Source organism: Burkholderia plantarii (genome assembly GCF_001411805.1).
Lineage (GTDB): Bacteria > Pseudomonadota > Gammaproteobacteria > Burkholderiales > Burkholderiaceae > Burkholderia > Burkholderia plantarii.
This window is the reverse complement of record NZ_CP007212.1, coordinates 2,376,983-2,393,060: the sequence shown is the minus strand read 5'-3', so window position 1 is coordinate 2,393,060 and position 16,078 is coordinate 2,376,983. Positions and strand designations below refer to the sequence as shown.

At 70.7% G+C, this 16,078-nt stretch carries 13 protein-coding genes; 9 read left to right on the top strand and 4 right to left on the bottom strand.

The features are described from left to right. The first annotated feature begins 14 nt into the window (after positions 1–14). The 4 genes from bpln_RS10220 (at position 15) to bpln_RS10205 (ending at position 4,278) form a co-directional block, all read left to right on the top strand. Positions 15–938 (top strand): sugar kinase, encoded by a 924-nt coding sequence (locus bpln_RS10220; protein WP_123863619.1) that lies wholly within the window; start codon positions 15–17, stop codon positions 936–938. A 116-nt stretch (positions 939–1,054) separates the two neighbouring features. Continuing rightward, entirely contained in the window at positions 1,055–2,239 is a 1,185-nt protein-coding gene (bktB, locus tag bpln_RS10215) for a beta-ketothiolase BktB (RefSeq protein ID WP_055139501.1), read from the top strand. 53 nt (positions 2,240–2,292) lie between these two features. Beyond that, positions 2,293–2,916 carry a hypothetical protein gene (locus bpln_RS10210; protein ID WP_042625135.1) on the top strand — a complete coding sequence of 208 codons (624 nt, stop codon included), beginning with the start codon at positions 2,293–2,295 and terminating at the stop codon, positions 2,914–2,916. 180 nt (positions 2,917–3,096) lie between these two features. Beyond that, positions 3,097–4,278 (top strand): cystathionine beta-lyase, encoded by a 1,182-nt coding sequence (locus tag bpln_RS10205; protein WP_055138746.1) that lies wholly within the window; start codon positions 3,097–3,099, stop codon positions 4,276–4,278. Positions 4,279–4,453: 175 nt separating this feature from the next. Here the strand turns inward: bpln_RS10205 and serB are convergent, their stop codons facing one another. Next, positions 4,454–5,299: a phosphoserine phosphatase SerB gene (gene serB / locus bpln_RS10200; protein ID WP_055138745.1), complete on the bottom strand. Its 846-nt coding sequence runs from the start codon at positions 5,297–5,299 to the stop codon at positions 4,454–4,456. Between the two features lie 81 nt (positions 5,300–5,380). Beyond that, a complete protein-coding gene (locus bpln_RS10195) occupies positions 5,381–6,415 on the bottom strand; it encodes a LysR family transcriptional regulator (protein WP_055138744.1) in 1,035 nt (344 codons plus the stop codon). 114 nt (positions 6,416–6,529) lie between these two features. Between bpln_RS10195 and bpln_RS10190 the strand changes: the two genes are divergently transcribed. After that, positions 6,530–7,546: a zinc-binding alcohol dehydrogenase family protein gene (locus bpln_RS10190; RefSeq protein WP_055138743.1), complete on the top strand. Its 1,017-nt coding sequence runs from the start codon at positions 6,530–6,532 to the stop codon at positions 7,544–7,546. A gap of 370 nt (positions 7,547–7,916) precedes the next feature. Next, the gene (locus tag bpln_RS10185) at positions 7,917–8,468 is read left to right on the top strand and encodes a DUF6013 family protein (RefSeq protein WP_055138742.1); all 552 of its coding nucleotides are present in this window, start codon (positions 7,917–7,919) and stop codon (positions 8,466–8,468) included. Positions 8,469–8,642: 174 nt separating this feature from the next. Here bpln_RS10185 and bpln_RS10180 read toward each other — a convergent pair whose 3' ends face one another. Beyond that, complete coding sequence (locus bpln_RS10180; protein ID WP_042625129.1) at positions 8,643–9,461, bottom strand: ABC transporter permease; 819 nt, start codon at positions 9,459–9,461, stop codon at positions 8,643–8,645. After that, a complete protein-coding gene (locus tag bpln_RS10175; RefSeq protein ID WP_055138741.1) occupies positions 9,458–10,228 on the bottom strand; it encodes an ABC transporter ATP-binding protein in 771 nt (256 codons plus the stop codon). Before bpln_RS10175 ends, bpln_RS10180 begins: the two co-directional genes overlap by 4 nt. 128 nt (positions 10,229–10,356) lie before the next feature. Here bpln_RS10175 and bpln_RS10170 point away from each other — a divergent pair, with 128 nt between their 5' ends. The 3 genes from bpln_RS10170 (at position 10,357) to bpln_RS10160 (ending at position 16,038) form a co-directional block, all read left to right on the top strand. Next, positions 10,357–12,675 (top strand): AsmA family protein, encoded by a 2,319-nt coding sequence (locus bpln_RS10170; protein ID WP_055138740.1) that lies wholly within the window; start codon positions 10,357–10,359, stop codon positions 12,673–12,675. Positions 12,676–13,004: 329 nt separating this feature from the next. Next, positions 13,005–14,597, top strand: a complete 1,593-nt coding sequence (locus bpln_RS10165; protein ID WP_055138739.1) for an ABC-F family ATPase — start codon at positions 13,005–13,007, stop codon at positions 14,595–14,597. A 250-nt stretch (positions 14,598–14,847) separates the two neighbouring features. Further along, entirely contained in the window at positions 14,848–16,038 is a 1,191-nt protein-coding gene (locus bpln_RS10160; protein WP_063891276.1) for an NAD(P)H-dependent flavin oxidoreductase, read from the top strand. The last annotated feature ends 40 nt before the right edge of the window (positions 16,039–16,078 follow it).

Here is a 16,078-nt window from a genome sequence, read left to right as displayed (position 1 = left end):
TGCCGGCACCGGGCCTGCCGGCGCGGCCCGAGATCCTCGCGTTCGGCGAGGCGATGGTCGAGTTCAACCAGTCGCGGCCGGGCTCGCCGCAGTATCTGCAGGGCTTCGGCGGCGACACCTCGAACTTCTGCATCGCGGCGGCGCGCCAGGGCGCGCGCACCGGCTTCGTCTCGGCGGTCGGCAGCGACCACTTCGGCCGTCTGCTGCTCGAACTGTGGCGGCGCGAGCAGGTGGAGACGGCGACGGTCCGCGTCGACGCGGCAGCCCCCACGGGCGTCTATTTCGTCTCGCACGGCGAGCATGGCCACGCGTTCGACTATCTGCGCGCCGGCTCGGCCGCGAGCCGCTACGCGCCGGGCGACCTGCCGCTCGACGCGCTGGCCGCGGCGCGCGTGCTCCATCTGTCCGGCATCAGTTTCGCGATCAGCGCGAGCGCCTGCGACGCGGCGTTCGCGGCGATCGATGAGGCGCGCGCGCACGGCGTGCAGGTCAGCTTCGACACCAACCTGCGCCTGAAGCTGTGGCCGCTCGCGCGCGCCCGCGCGGTGATGCTGGAGGCGCTGCGCCGCACCGACATCTGCCTGCCGAGTTGGGACGACGTGACGGTGCTGACGGGTCTCGACGAGCGCGACGCGATCGTCGACGCGCTGCTCGACTGCGGCCCGCGGGTGGTCGCGCTGAAGCTCGGTAAAGCGGGCGCCTACGTGGCCACGCGCGACGCGCGGCGGCTGGTGCCCGCTTTCGTCGTCGACGCGCTCGACGCGACCGGCGCGGGCGACTGCTTCGGCGGCGCGTTCATCGCAAGGCTGGTGGCTGGCGACGACGCGTTCGCGGCGGCGCGCTACGCGAACGCGGCGGCGGCGCTCTCGACGCGCGGCTACGGCGCGGTCGCGCCGATTCCGGACGCGCAGGCGGTCCGCGCCTTGCTGGGCGGCTGAGCCGGCGGCCGCGCAGTGCCCGTGGCCCGGCCCGGTCGAAGGATTCCTCGGTTGCCGTCGGCGGCTTCCGTATTACCCTGCGGGTCGTCCGACACAAAATGAGGCAGGGAGGCGCGATGCAACGCGAAGTGGTGGTGGTCAGCGGGGTACGTACCGCAATCGGCGGGTTCGGCGGCAGCCTGAAGGATTTCGCGCCGACGGCGCTCGGCGCGCGCGTGCTGCGCGAGGCGCTGGAGCGCGCGGGCGTGGCGGGCGACGAGGTCGGGCACGTGGTGTTCGGCAACGTGGTCCACACCGAGCCGAAGGACATGTATCTGGCGCGCGTGGCGGCGATCGAGGGCGGCGTCTCGCAGCACGTGCCGGCGCTCACGGTGAACCGGCTGTGCGGCTCGGGCCTGCAGGCGATCGTCTCGGCGGCGCAGAGCGTGCTGCTCGGCGACGCCGAGATCGCGGTGGCGGGCGGCGCGGAGAGCATGAGCCGCGCGCCGTATTCGATGCCGGCGGCGCGCTTCGGGCAGCGCATGGGCGACGTGAAGGTGGTCGACATGATGCTCGGCGCGCTCAGCGATCCGTTTCAGGCGATCCCCATGGGCGTGACGGCCGAGAACGTGGCGGCGAAGTACGGCATCACGCGCGAGGCACAGGACGCGCTCGCGCTCGAATCGCACCGCCGCGCCTCGCACGCGACGAAGGCCGGCTACTTCAAGACCCAGATCCTGCCGATCGAGATCGGCTCGAAGCGCGGCACCGTCACGTTCGACTCCGACGAGCACGTGCGCCACGACGCGGCGGCCGGGGATTTCGCGAAGCTGCGCCCGGTGTTCGCCAAGGAGGACGGCACGGTGACGGCCGGCAACGCGTCGGGCATCAACGATGCGGCGGCCGCCGTCACGCTGATGGAGCGGCGCGTGGCCGAGGCGCGCGGCCTGAAGCCGCTGGCGCGGCTGGTGGCCTACGCGCATGCGGGCGTCGATCCGGCCTACATGGGCATCGGCCCGGTGCCGGCCACGCGGAAGGCGCTTGAGCGCGCGGGCATCGGCGTGGCCGAGCTCGACGTGATCGAGGCGAACGAGGCGTTCGCGGCGCAGGCTTGCGCGGTCGCGAACGAACTGGGCTTCGACCCGGCGAAGGTGAATCCGAACGGCTCGGGCATCTCGCTCGGCCATCCGATCGGCGCGACGGGCGCGCTGATCACCGTCAAGGCGCTCTACGAGCTGCACCGGATCTCGGGCCGCTACGCGCTGGTGACGATGTGCATCGGCGGCGGGCAGGGCATCGCCGCCGTGTTCGAACGTATCTGACGACATCCGGGCGGCCGGCTTGGGCCGCCCCGCAACCGAAGGAGTGACACGACGTGGCAGCCAGCCGAACCCGAACCCGCATCCGACTCGCGACGGCGCTCGCGCTGGCCCTCGCGGCCGGCACGCTGCAGGCGCAGCAGAATCCGCCGGCGGCGAAGCCGCATGCGCCGCCGCCGGCCGCCGCCACCGCGGGCGCCTCGACCACCGAAGCCGCCGCGGCCGCCGCCGCGGCACCGCCGGAGCGCGATGACACGGCGCCGGCCAAACCGCTGAAGCCGGATCCGGCGCTCGAAAAGCTGCCGCGCTACACGGGCACGCTCGGCGGCCGGGCGATCGTCGCGCATCTCGGGCCGAAGACGAACGAGTCGGGCCTGCACGGCGAATACCGCTACAGCGACACGGGGCAGGTGATCCTGCTCGCCGGCGATCGCGACGGCGAGACGCTCGAACTCGAGGAATCGAACGACGGCACCAACATCACGGGCCTCTGGAGCGGCCGCCTCGATGCCTCGGGCGCGCTGTCGGCGGACCGCACCAACGCCGACGAATCGGACCCGCAGCCGGTCGTGCTGCATCTGGCCACGACGCCGGCGCCCGCACCTGCTGCGCACCCGGGCGCGACGGTGCCTGCCGGGCACGCGGTCGGCGGCGTCGGCAACGTCACCACCTCGGATTGAGGCGCGGCGCGAGCGGGCCGCCACGTCGCGGCGGCCCGCCGTTTTCTTGACGGCGGCCGGCCGATCCGGCACCTCTGCGATCGACTGTATCGGGTCACGGCCGGCGATTCGGGCTACGCTGTGCGGATCGTTCGATCCCGCATCATTCCCGATCCACCCATCACGCTCTCCGATTCCGCCATGACCGACACCACCCCGAAGCGCGCGCTCCAGACCCGCATCGTCCAGCCCCAAGCCGAACTGCCGCCCGGCTTCGCGTCGTTCGTCACGCCGGTCACGCGCGCGTCGACCATCGTGTTCCCCGATCTCGCGACGATGCGCTCGCTCGACTGGCGCGAGGACGACCGCTGGCGCTACGGCCTGCACGCCACGCCGACCTCGCTCGAACTCGCGCGCCAGATCGCCGTGATCGAGGGCGGCGCGCATGCGCTGCTGCAGCCCTCGGGCCTCGCGGCGATCATGAACGTCTACTTCGGCTTCGTGAAGACGGGCGACGACGTGCTGGTCCCGCACAACGCCTACAACCCGAACGCCGACCTCGGCAACTGGCTCGCGCGCGACTACGGCATCTCGGTGCGCTTCTACGATCCGCTGGTCGGCGCCGGCATCGCCGAGCTGATCCGCCCCGAAACGAAGCTGCTGTGGCTGGAGGCGCCCGGCTCGGTCACCATGGAAGTGCCCGACATCGCCGCGATCACGGCCGTGGCGCGCGCGCGCGGCGTGGTCACCGCGATCGACAACACCTACTCGGCGGGCCTCGCGTTCCAGCCGTTCGAGCACGGGGTCGACATCTCGGTGCAGGCGCTCACGAAATACCAGTCGGGCGGCAGCGACGTGCTGATGGGCGCGACCATCACGGCCGAGCGCGCCCTGCACGAGAAGCTCAAGCTCGCGCGGATGCGCATCGGCATCGGCGTGTCGGCCGACGATTGCGCGCTCGTGCTGCGCGGCCTGCCGAGCATGCGCGCGCGCTTCGAGGCGCACAGCCGCTCGGCGCTCGGCCTCGCGAAGTGGCTGAAGGCGCGGCCCGAGATCGCGGCGGTGCTGCATCCGCAACTGCCCGACTGCCCCGGGCACGCGGCGTTCGTGCGCGACTTCACGGGCGCGGGCGGGCTGTTCTCGGTGGTGTTCGACGCGCGTTACCGGCCCGAACAGATCGACCGTTTCGTCGAGGCGCTCGAGCTGTTCGCGATCGGCTGGAGCTGGGGCGGCGCGCGCAGTCTGGCGATGCCGTACGACGTGCCGTCGATGCGGCCGAACTGGTCGCATCGCGGCACGCTGGTGCGCTTCTACGTCGGACTGGAGGAAGAGGCGGACCTGCGCGCCGATATCGAGCGCGCGCTCGGCGGCGCGCTCGCTTGAGCGGTGCCCGGGCCGCCTCGGCTGCGCGCCCGGGTGCCTGGCTCAAGGACGAGGGCCTCGGCCGGCATCCGCCGGCCGGCGCGGCCGCGAAACCGCGCTCACCAGAACAAACGGCGTATCGGCCCGGGCCGATACGCCGTTTTCACATGGCACGTCGTGGCGACGCGCGAGCGCGTCAGAACAGCCGCAGCAGGCCGTCGAGCCCGACGTGGTCGAACGCGACGCTGGCGGCATCGCGCACCACCGGCTTGGCCCGGAACGCGACCGAGAAGCCGGCCGCGGCCATCATCTTCAGGTCGTTCGAGCCGTCGCCCATCGCGATCGCGCAGGCCGGCTCGATGCCGAGCGTCGTGCAGGTCTCGCGCAGCGTGCGCGCCTTCACGTCGGCATCGACGATCTCGCCGGTCACCTTGCCGGTCAGCTTGCCGTCGACGATCTCGAGCCGGTTCGCGTTGGTGAAGTCGAGGCCGAGACGCTCGCGCAGCCGCTCCGTGAAGAACGTGAAGCCGCCCGACACCAGCAGCGTCTTCAGCCCCGCGGCCCGCGCGCCGGCCAGCATCGCCTCGGCGCCCGGCGACAGGCGCAGCCGCTCGGCGTAGACGGCTTCGAGCGCGCTCGCGTCGAGCCCGGCCAGCAGCGCGACGCGGCGCGTCAGGCTCTCGTTGAAATCCTTGATCTCGCCGCGCATCGAGGCTTCGGTGATGGCGGCCACCTCGGCCTTGCGTCCGCAGAAATCGGCGATCTCGTCGATGCACTCGATCGTGATCAGCGTCGAATCCATGTCCATCGCGAGCAGGCCGAAATCGCCGAGCCGGCGGCCGGCCTCGACGAACGCCGCGTCGAGCCCGTGTACGCCGCAATACACGGAAATGTCGGGCCGCTGCGCGGGCTGCGCGTTCTCGATGCGGATCGCGTGCGCGTCGACCGGGGCGAGGCGGGTGCCGCGCGCGAGCGCCAGCAGCGTTTTGTGGTGGGTGGAGGACAGCGGCGCGGGGCTCTGGATGACGAGATTCGTGGTCATGACGTGTCGCGTGGGACGAAAACGGCGCGCCAGGCGTGCCGGAAGAGGCCGCTATTGTAGCCGGTCGGCGCGCCCCGGCCGTCAGGCTTTGCCCGGATCGGCGCGGCGGCCGGCGGCCGGCGCGCAAGCGTGCTCGTCCAAGCGATCCCAATAGGGCGGGTCGCCCAGATGCGCGGCGATGAAATCGATGAACGCGTGCAGCTTCAGCGGCACGAACGCGCGGCTCGGATAGACGGCCCAGATCGCCGACGGCTCGGCGAGCGGATAGTCGGCCAGCACCGGCACCAGCGAGCCGTCGCGCAGGTTCGGCCCGACGTCCCAGGTGGACTTGATCGCGATGCCGAAACCGTCCATCAGCGCCTCGCGGATCGCCTCGCCGTTGCTGGCCACCAGCCGGCCGCCGACGCGCACCGTGAGCGGTCCGGCCGGCGTCTCGAAGGCCCAGTCGCGCTGCTCGCCGAGGATCACGCACTCGTGGCGCGCGAGATCGGCCGGATGGCGCGGCGTGCCGTGCTCGGCCAGATAGGCGGGCGAGGCGCATACCACGCGCCGGTTCACGGCGAGCCGGCGCGCCACCAGCGACGAGTCGCGCAGCGCGCCGATCCGGATCGCGACGTCGATGCCGTCGTCGACGAGGTCGACGATCTCGTCGGACAGCCGCAGGTCGATCGACACCTGCGGGTAGCGGCGCAGGAACGCGGGAATCACGGGCGCGACGTGCTGCCGTCCGAACGACGACGACATCGACACGCGCAGCCGCCCGTGCGGCTCGCGGCGCGCATGCCCGACCGCCGCGCGCGCCGCGTCGGCCGCCTCGAGCAGCGTCTGCGCGCGGAGCAGGAACAGCTCGCCGTCCTGGGTCGGCGTCACGCGCCGCGTCGTGCGGTGCAGCAGCCGCGCGCCGAGCTGGCGCTCGAGCTGCGCGAGCCGCGCGCTCGCGACCGTGGCCGAGACGCCGAATTCGCGCCCGGCCGCCGAGACGTTCGCGAGCAGCGCGGCGCGCACGAACAGCGCGACGTCGAGCAGGTCGAGCGGCTTGTCGGGCGAGGCGGGGAGAGCGGGGAGCGGAGCAGCTGAGGTGCCCGGAGCGGCATCCGGGAGCGGGCGCGAGGTCATTATCCGGAAATTCCAAAAAATGTTTCCGGAATTATGTCGGTTTTTCTTCAGGATCGGACGGCTTACGATCGTTGCCATCGTCAACCCGGATTCCCCTCTCGAAGGAGCCCCGCCATGAAAGCCGTCGGACTGACCCGCTATCTGCCGATCGACCATCCCGAGTCGCTGCTCGACGTCGAGCTGCCGACACCCGTGCCCACCGGCCGCGACCTGCTGGTCAAGGTCGAGGCGATCTCGGTGAACCCGGTCGACACCAAGGTGCGCGCGCCGAAGGACAAGGTCGAGGACAGCCCGCGCGTGCTGGGCTGGGACGCGGCCGGCACGGTGGCCGCGGTCGGCCCGGAGGTGACGCTGTTTCGCGTCGGCGATCCGGTCTACTACGCCGGCAGCATCACGCGCCCCGGCGCCAACAGCGAGTTCCATCTGGTGGACGAGCGGATCGCGGCGCTCAAGCCCGCGTCGCTCGATTTCGCGGCCGCGGCGGCGCTGCCGCTGACGGCGATCACCGCCTGGGAGGCGCTGTTCGACCGGCTCAAGGTGTCGCCGCAAGGGCGCGACGCGGGCAAGTCGGTGCTCGTGATCGGCGGCGCGGGCGGGGTCGGCTCGATCGGCATCCAGCTCGCGAAGCAGCTCGGGCAACTGCAGGTGATCGCCACCGCGTCGCGCCCGGAATCGGCGCAATGGGTGCGCGAGCTCGGCGCCGACCACGTGGTCGACCACTTCGGCGACCTACCCACGCAGGTCCGCGCCGCCGGCTTCGAATCGGTCGACTACGTGCTGGTTTTCAACGACACCGATCGCCACTTCCCGGCTGCGGCCGAGATCGTCAAGCCGCAGGGCGCGATCTGCACGATCGTCGAGAACGCGCGGCCGGTGCCCGTCGAGCAGTTGAAGGCGAAGAGCGCCGCGTTCCACTGGGAGTTCATGTTCACGCGCTCGATGTTCGGCACGCCGGACATGATCGAGCAGCACAAGCTGCTGACCGAGGTGGCGCGGCTGGTGGATGCCGGCACGCTGCGCGGCACGGTCGGCCAGAACCTCGGCGCAATCAACGCGGCGAACCTGCGCGAGGCGCATCGCCTGCTCGAAGGCGGGCGCGCGATCGGCAAGCTGGTGCTGAGCGGGTTCTGACGCGCGGCGCACCCAGTGCGGACCCGGTGCCGGCCGGGGCGGGGCAACCTGCCTGACGGAACCGGGCCGGCGCGCCGCACGCTGGCTGACGACACGACGGACAACGGCGGCTGCCGCGAGGGATCGCGGCGGCCGTCGTCGTCTGGGGCGCGCCGTGCCGCGCCCGGTGGCGGCGCGCGTGGCATGCCGTGAGGCCGGGGCGGATGGCGCGGGGGCAAACCTGAGCGACAGGCGAGCGTGACGTGGCGACAACATCGGGCAGTTCCCGCTCACCGGCGCCGCCGCCAGCGACTAGACTGGATAGCGCGTACATCGTCTCTTGCCATAAAACCAGGCGCCCGCCGCGGCGCCCCGATACCAGGAGGACAGCATGAGCCTGCGCAATCCGTCCGTCGCCGTCTGCCTAGCCGCGCTCGCGGCGGCCCTGGCCGGCGCCAGCCCCGCGCTCGCGGCGCCGCCGATCAAGGCCAGCGCCAGCGGCGGCAACGACGGCCAGCTCCAGTACACGGTGAAGGTCGATTCGAAACGCTACGGCGCCTCGCAGGAAACCCGCAAGATCCGCTCGGGAGAGACCGACGACTTCAATTGGAAGTCGGTGCCGCCCTCGGGCGCGGTGGCGATGCCGGACGGCTGCCCCGGTGCCGATTCGGTGCCGCGCGACGCGAACGGCGCGATGGTGCGCCAGACCCAGGTGCGTCTCGCGCCGTCGGTCGACGCGAAGGGCGTGGCGACGGTGCAGGTCAGCTTCCAGGCCAGCGCGCCCGACGGCACCGCGCCGGTCGCGGCGGGCGGCAGGACGCTGCAGTGCCCGAAGGCGGTGACCGTCAGCGAGGTGCGGCGCGTGTCGATCCCGACCAGGGGCGGCACGAAGACGCTCGCGCTGCGCGACGGCACGCACGTCACGATCTCGATCCAGCCCTGAGCCGATGCAGCGCGCGGCTGGCCGGCGGTGTGCCGGCCGTGTCCGGCGCGGGCTCCGGCGGGCGCGGCGCTGCCACGCGACGAGGCACGACAAAGGGCGACGAGGTTGGTGAAGCCCGATGAGGTGCGGGCAGATCAATCCGGCCCGCCCTGAATCCGGCAGGCTCGGCCCGGCTCAGGCCGCCTTTTTTCGCCGCTTGCGCTCGACGAGCCGCGCGGCGATGAAGCGGTGCTCGGCCGAGAACAGCCGGCGGTAGGTCAGTAGCACCGCGCCGACGGTGGCGAGCGCCGCCGCCGCCGCGATCAGGAACATGATCACGATCTGATAGCGCACGGCCTGCAGCGGCGGCTGGCCGGCCAGGACCTGGCCCGTCATCATGCCCGGCAGGCTGACCACCCCGACCACGGCCATCTGGTTCAGCGTCGGCATCATGCCGGCGCGCACCGCCTGGCGCGCGGCGTCCTGCGCCGCCTCCCAGCGCGTCGCGCCGAGCGCGAGCGCGGCTTCCACGCGGTCGCGGCGCGCGGTCAGCTCGCCCGTCATGCGCTCGACGCCGAGGCCGACGCCCGTCAGCGCGTTGCCGAGGATCATGCCGAGGATCGGGATCGTGTATTGCGGTTCGTACCAGGGATGGATGCCGATCACGACGAACAGCCCGAGCGCGCCTACCGCCCACGAGCCGATCCAGATCGACGCGATGCTGTCGATGCGCTGCCCGCGATAGCCGCGCTCGCCGCGCGCGGCGCCGGCGAAGCCCGCCACCAGCGTCATCACGGCCATCAGCGGCAGCACCACGTACCAGCGCGGATGCCCGAACACCCAGCCGAGCAGGTAGCCGATCGCGAGCAACTGCACCACGGTGCGCGCCGCCGCGATGGCGAGCTGGCGGCCGAGGCCGAGCGAGAGCGCGAACGACAGCGCGCCGTTGACGGCCACCAGCGCGGCCGCGAGCGCGACGTCGCCGAGGCTCAGGTCCTGCAGTACCGGGCTCATCGGGCCACCCCGCCGTGGCGCTCGTCATCGGTGCCCGCCTCGCGCGACGAAGCCGCCGCGCCGGTATCGACATCGGCCTCGGCTTCGGCATCCGTTTCGCCGAGCACGCCGGCGTGCATCGTCACGCGACGCGTCGCGATCCGTGCCGCCTGCGCGGGATCGTGCGAGACCCACAGGAACGCGCGTGCCTCGGGCGCCGCGGCGAACCAAGCCTGGACCAGCGCCTCGATGGCGCGCGCCGATTCGGGATCGAGCGCCGAGGTGGGCTCGTCGAGCAGCAGCACCTCGGGATCGAGCAGCAGCACGCGCAGCAGGGCGGCGATCTGCGCCTCGCCGCCCGACAGCTCGCTCGCCTCCTGGTCGAGGAAACCGTCGGCGCGGCCCGCCTGCCGCGCGAGCTCGACGGCGCGCTCGTGATCGAAGCGCAGGTCGCGGTACACGGCCAGCGAATACGGGTAGCGCAGGATGTCCTCGACGGTGCCGTCGGCGGTGGCCGGCCGCTGCCGCAGATAGGCGACGCTGCGCCGGTAGCGCGTGATCGATGCGCGCGCAACGACCGCGCCGCGCCAGTGCAGCGTGCCGCCGTCGAGCGGATCGAGCAGCGCCAGCGCGCGCAGGAACACGCTCTTGCCCGAACCGGATGGACCGGTGACAGCAATGCGCATGCCCGGCATCACGCTGAAATCGGTCGGCGCCACCAGCACCCGCCTGGAGACTGGGTCGCGGCGGGTCAGGCCGCGGGCTTCGATCAGGCCGGCTGCTGTCATAAATGCAATAAAGGGTAAATGGGGGAGGAGACTTCGCGCGCGGTGCCATAATACCGATACTCGGTCGCGGCAGGCTCGGCGCGGCCTTCGCGTCGATCATCTTCCCGATAAAAACAACGGAGCTCGGCATGACGCTTCCACGAGTCATCGGCAAAACGGCGGCCTGGATCATCGGCATTCTCGTGGTGCTGATCGTCGCGCTCGTCGTCTTCATCATCACTTTCGACTGGAACCGCGCGCGCCCCTGGATCAACCAGCGCGTGAGTGCCGAGATCGGCCGGCCGTTCGCGATCCGCGGCGACCTGAAGGTCGGCTGGCACCGTCCCCAGGATGAAACCGGCTGGCGTTCATGGGTGCCCTGGCCGAGCTTCACCGCCAATGACATCGCGATCGGCAATCCCGACTGGACGAAGTCCCCGCAATTCGCGACGCTCGACTCCGCCCACTTCGAGCTGGCCGTGCTGCCGCTGCTCGCGCATCGCGTCGTGATTCCCTCGATCGACATCGTCAATCCCGCGCTCGACGTCGAGCGGCTGGCCGACGGCCGCAACAACTGGACGTTCCAGTTCAAGCAGTCCGGCGAGCCGTCCACCTGGAAGGTCGAGCTGCACGACTTCGGCTTCGCGAAGGGCACCGTCACCTATCGCGACGCGATCACCAAGGCCGACCTGAACGTCGCGATCGACACGCTCGGCCAGCCGATCCCGCTCGGCGAGGTGATGAAGCAGCAGGAGGCGACTTCGCGCGCGGCGTCGGTGCAGCGCGTCGGCAAGGCCGGCGCGACGCAGCTGGCGAACAAGGTGGAGGCGGCTTCCGCGGCTTCCGCGGCGTCGGCCGCCTCGGCGGCGCAGGCCGGCGCCTCGGCGGCCGGCGGCGCGTCCGGCGCCCCGGCGGCGGCCGTGCCGGCCACGAGCGGGGCGGGCGCGACGGCCGGGTCCGGCGCTTCGGCGGGCAGTGCCGGCGGTGCAAGCAGTGCCAGCGGCACGGCCGCGTCGGCACCGCCGCCGCCCACCTACGCGTTCGGCCTCGTGGTCCACGGTCGCTACAAGAACGTGCCGATCGACGGCACCGGCAAGATCGGCGGCGTGCTCGCGCTGCGCGACACGAGCCGGCCGTTCCCGCTGCAGGCCGACGTGAAGGCCGGCGACACGCGCCTGGCGATCGTCGGCACGCTGACCGATCCGATGCAGCTCGCGGCGATCGACCTGCGGCTCTGGCTGCAGGGCTCGAGCATGTCGCATCTCTACGCGCTGACCGGCGTGACGCTGCCCGATACGCCGCCCTATGCGACCGACGGCCATCTGGTCGGCCAGTTCCGTCGCAACGCCAGCACGTTCCGCTACGAGAACTTCGACGGCCGCGTCGGCGGCAGCGACCTGCACGGCACGCTGGTCTACGCGCAGGGCTCGCCGCGGCCGAAGCTGTCGGGCGAACTCGTATCGAACCTGCTGCGCTTCTCCGACCTCGGGCCGGTGGTGGGCGCCGACAGCAACGCGAGCAAGCGCGCGCGCGGCGACACCACCAAACAGCCGGCCGACCGCGTGCTGCCGGTCGAGACGTTCCGCACCGACCGCTGGAAGGCGCTCGACGCGGACGTGAAGTTCACCGGTCGCCGGCTGATCAAGGACAAGGCGCTGCCGATCTCGGACCTCTACACGCACATCGTGATGCAGGACGGCGTCCTGTCGCTGATGCCGCTGCGCTTCGGCGTGGCGGGCGGCACGCTGTCCACCGACGCGCGCCTCGACGGCAGCGCCGTGCCGCTCAAGGGGCGCTTCTCGGTGGCCGCGCGCCACCTGAAGCTCAAGCAGCTGTTCCCGACGGCGCAGGTGATGCAGTCGGCGCTCGGCGAGATCAACGGCGACGCGACGCTCTCGGCCACCGGCAATTCGCCGGCCGCGCTGGCCGCCACCTCGACGGGCGAGTTGAAGGCGCTCGCCACCGACGGCGCGATCAGCCGGCTGCTGATGGAGGCGGCCGGGCTCAACGTCGCGAACGTGGTCTACGAGAAGCTGTTCGGCAACCGCGACGTGAAGATCAACTGCGCGGCCGTCGATTTCGTCGCCACCGACGGGATCCTGAACTCGAAGCTGTTCGCGCTCGACACCGACGACGCCGTGATCCGCGTGGACGGCAACGTCGACCTGCGCAACGAGGGCATGGATCTGGGCATCCATCCGCAGACCAAGGGCTTCCGCGTGTTCTCGCTGCGCTCGCCGCTCTACGTGAAGGGCACCTTCAAGAACCCGAAGGTGGGCGTCAACGTCGGCGCGCTCGCGCTGCGGGCCGGCGCGGCGGTGGGCCTCGGCATCATCAACCCGTTCGCGGCGCTGATTCCGCTGATCGCGCCGAGCCACAATCGCGACGTGCCGTGCTCGGAGCTGTTCTCGCAGCTGAAGGCATCGCCGCAGGCGAAGGCCGCCGCGGACGCGGCGAAAAGGAAGTAGCGCGCCGGCGCCGCGCCGTCCCCCGGCGCGGCGCAACGGCGCCGGGCGACCTGGCACGGTCGCCACCGTGAGGCGGGTGCCTGCGGCGGCCAGCCTGCATCGGACGCCCGCATCATGGACCTCGTACCGGCCGCCCTCGGCTGCCCTGAGGCGCCGCCTCTGCGCACCGGCCACTCCCCGCATCGGCCCGCCCGCGCCCGGGAAATCACCCGATAAAGGCGTCGCATCATATTTTCCCGCGCCATGGTGCCGGCGCTGGCCCGCAGCGCTTCACCGAGACCTGCTAAAATGCCCGGTTTCAGTCGATCCATCACCTACCGGGCCACGCTGTGCTTTCTACCGCCAACATCACGATGCAATTCGGGCCGAAGCCCCTGTTCGAGAACATCTCGGTCAAGTTCGGGGAGGGCAATCGCTACGGCCTGATCGGCGCGAACGGTTGCGGCAAGTCGACCTTCATGAAGATCCTCGGCGGCGATCTCGAGCCGTCGGGCGGCAACGTGGCGCTCGAGCCGAACGTGCGTCTGGGCAAGCTGCGCCAGGACCAGTTCGCCTACGAGGACGTGCGCGTGCTCGACGTGGTGATGCAGGGCCACACCGAGATGTGGGCCGCGATGACCGAGCGCGACGCGATCTACGCGAACCCGGAAGCGACCGACGACGACTACATGCACGCGGCCGAACTGGAGGCGAAGTTCGCCGAGTTCGGCGGCTATGACGCGGAGGCGCGCGCGGGCGCGCTGCTGCTCGGCATCGGCATCGACGAGAAGTACCACAACGGCCCGATGAGCGAGGTCGCGCCGGGCTGGAAGCTGCGCGTGCTGCTCGCGCAGGCGCTGTTCTCGAAGCCGGACGTGCTGCTGCTCGACGAACCGACCAACAACCTCGACATCAACTCGATCCGCTGGCTGGAAGACACGCTGAACCAGTACAACTCGACGATGATCATCATCTCGCACGATCGTCACTTCCTGAATTCGGTCTGCACCCACATGGCCGACATGGACTTCGGCACGCTGAAGGTCTGGCCGGGCAACTACGACGACTACATGCTGGCCTCGGCGCAGGCGCGCGAGCGTCAGGCCAACGCGAACGCGCGTGCCAAGGAGCGCGTGGCCGAACTGCAGGACTTCGTGCGCCGCTTCTCGGCGAACAAGTCGAAGGCGCGCCAGGCCACCAGCCGCGCCAAGCAGATCGACAAGATCAAGATCGAGGAATTCAAGCCGTCGTCGCGGCAGAACCCGTTCATCCGCTTCGAGTTCGAGAAGAAGCTGCACAACATCGCGGTGGTGGCCGACGCCATCACCAAGAAGTACGACCGCACGATCTTCAGCAACTTCAACCTGTCGGTGCAGCCGGGCGAGCGCATCGCGATCATCGGCGAGAACGGCGCGGGCAAGACCACGCTGCTGCGCACGCTGCGCGGCCAGATCGATCTCGATCACGGCACCGTGAAGTGGGCCGAGAACGCGAGCGTCGGCTACATGCCGCAGGACACCTATGAAGAGTTTCCCGACGACGTCACGCTGATGGACTGGATCGACGACTACCGCAAGGAAGGCGACGACGAGACGGCCGTGCGCGGCACGCTCGGCCGCCTGCTGTTCTCGGCGGACGACATCAAGAAGTCGGTGAAGGTGCTGTCGGGCGGCGAGAAGGGCCGCATGATCTGGGGCAAGCTGATGCTCGGCCGCCACAACGTGCTGCTGATGGACGAGCCGACCAACCACATGGACATGGAGTCGATCGAGTCGCTGCAGATCGCGCTCGAGAAGTTCGAAGGCACGCTGATCTTCGTCTCGCACGACCGCGAGTTCGTCAGCGGCCTGGCCAATCGCATCATCGAGGTGCGCACCGACGGCACGCTCAACGACTTCGGCGGTAATTACGAGGACTTCCTGGCGACGCAGGAAAAGGCGTAAGCGGCAGCTTCGAGGTTCGGGCGCCCCGCGCCTCCCGGCCGCCCCGCGACGACGATCGTCGGGATGGCCGGGAGCGCGGGGCGCCGTCGTTTGCAGCGACGCCGCGGCGCGTCTTGCCGTCCAGCCAATCGTCTTCGGGATCGAACTATCGCGAGCGCAACGCGCCGACACCTCGAATTTGACGCGCATCAACCTCTGCATTTCCCGATCCCCGATCATCGAAGCTTTCGACACGTTCGACGAGTTTTCGATGACCATTTCCAGTTCCTTCCCGCCGCTCATGATCCGCGGCCGTGCGCTGCTGCCCATCGTGCAGGGCGGCATGGGTATCGGCATTTCCGCGCACCGGCTGGCCGGCAGCGTCGCGCGGGAGGGAGCGCTCGGCACGATCGCGAGCATCGACCTGCGCCACCACCATGCCGATCTGCTCGAACGCTGCCGCGCCAACCCGGTGCGCGACACATTCGACGCCGCGAACCTCGAGGCGCTGCGCCGCGAGATCAGCCGCGCCCGTACCTGGAGCGAGGGCCGCGGCATGATCGCGGTCAACGTGATGAAGGCGGTGCGCGCGCACGCCGACTACGTGCGTGTGTCTTGCGAAGCGGGCGCCGACGCGATCGTGATGGGCGCGGGCCTGCCGCTCGACCTGCCCGACATGACCGAAGGCCACGACATCGCGCTGATCCCGATCCTGTCCGACAGCCGCGGCATCGCGCTGGTGCTGAAGAAATGGATGAAGAAGGGGCGCCTGCCCGACGCGATCGTGATCGAGCATCCGGCGCATGCGGGCGGCCATCTCGGCGTCGGCAACGTCGAGGAGATGCACGACGCGCGCTTCTCGTTCGCGCGCGTGCTCGAGGAAGCGAGCGAGGCGATCCGCACGCTCGGGCTCGCGCGCGAATCGATCCCGCTGATCGTCGCGGGCGGCATCAACAGCCACGAAGCCGTGCGCGCGGCGCTCGCGCTCGGCGCGAACGGCGTGCAGCTCGGCACGCCGTTCGCCGTCACCGAGGAAGGCGATGCGCATCCGGCCTTCAAGCACGTGCTCACGCACGCGCAGCCCGAGGACATCGTCGAGTTCGTCAGCGTGACCGGCCTGCCGGCGCGCGCCGTGCGCACGCCCTGGCTCGATCGCTATCTGCGCCATGAAGCCCGCATTCGCGCCAAGCTCGGCGCGTTCCGGCAGCGCTGCCCGACCGCGTTCGAATGTCTGTCGGTGTGCGGCCTGCGCGACGGCGTCGAACGCTTCGGGCATTTCTGCATCGATACGCGGCTCGCCGCCGCGTTGCGCGGCGACGTGGCCAACGGCCTGTTCTTCCGCGGCCGGGAGGCACTGCCGTTCGGCGAGGCGATCCGCAGCGTGCGCGATTTGCTCGCGTTGTTGTTGACCGGTGTGGCACCGGAAGCTGCGACAAACCGCCCCATGTTCTCTCTGGCTTGACGGGCATCAAGTTGACGCAGTCGACACCCTCCGACAATCA

Bases quoted from the DNA above. Each gene is read 5' to 3' on its own strand.
- bktB (WP_055139501.1), top strand. From the start codon at position 1,055: ATGCAACGCGAAGTGGTGGTGGTCAGCGGGGTACGTACCGCAATCGGC.
- bpln_RS10205 (WP_055138746.1), top strand. From the start codon at position 3,097: ATGACCGACACCACCCCGAAGCGCGCGCTCCAGACCCGCATCGTCCAG.
- serB (WP_055138745.1), bottom strand. From the start codon at position 5,299: ATGACCACGAATCTCGTCATCCAGAGCCCCGCGCCGCTGTCCTCCACC.
- bpln_RS10195 (WP_055138744.1), bottom strand. From the start codon at position 6,415: ATGACCTCGCGCCCGCTCCCGGATGCCGCTCCGGGCACCTCAGCTGCT.
- bpln_RS10190 (WP_055138743.1), top strand. From the start codon at position 6,530: ATGAAAGCCGTCGGACTGACCCGCTATCTGCCGATCGACCATCCCGAG.
- bpln_RS10185 (WP_055138742.1), top strand. From the start codon at position 7,917: ATGAGCCTGCGCAATCCGTCCGTCGCCGTCTGCCTAGCCGCGCTCGCG.
- bpln_RS10180 (WP_042625129.1), bottom strand. From the start codon at position 9,461: ATGAGCCCGGTACTGCAGGACCTGAGCCTCGGCGACGTCGCGCTCGCG.
- bpln_RS10175 (WP_055138741.1), bottom strand. From the start codon at position 10,228: ATGACAGCAGCCGGCCTGATCGAAGCCCGCGGCCTGACCCGCCGCGAC.
- bpln_RS10170 (WP_055138740.1), top strand. From the start codon at position 10,357: ATGACGCTTCCACGAGTCATCGGCAAAACGGCGGCCTGGATCATCGGC.
- bpln_RS10160 (WP_063891276.1), top strand. From the start codon at position 14,848: ATGACCATTTCCAGTTCCTTCCCGCCGCTCATGATCCGCGGCCGTGCG.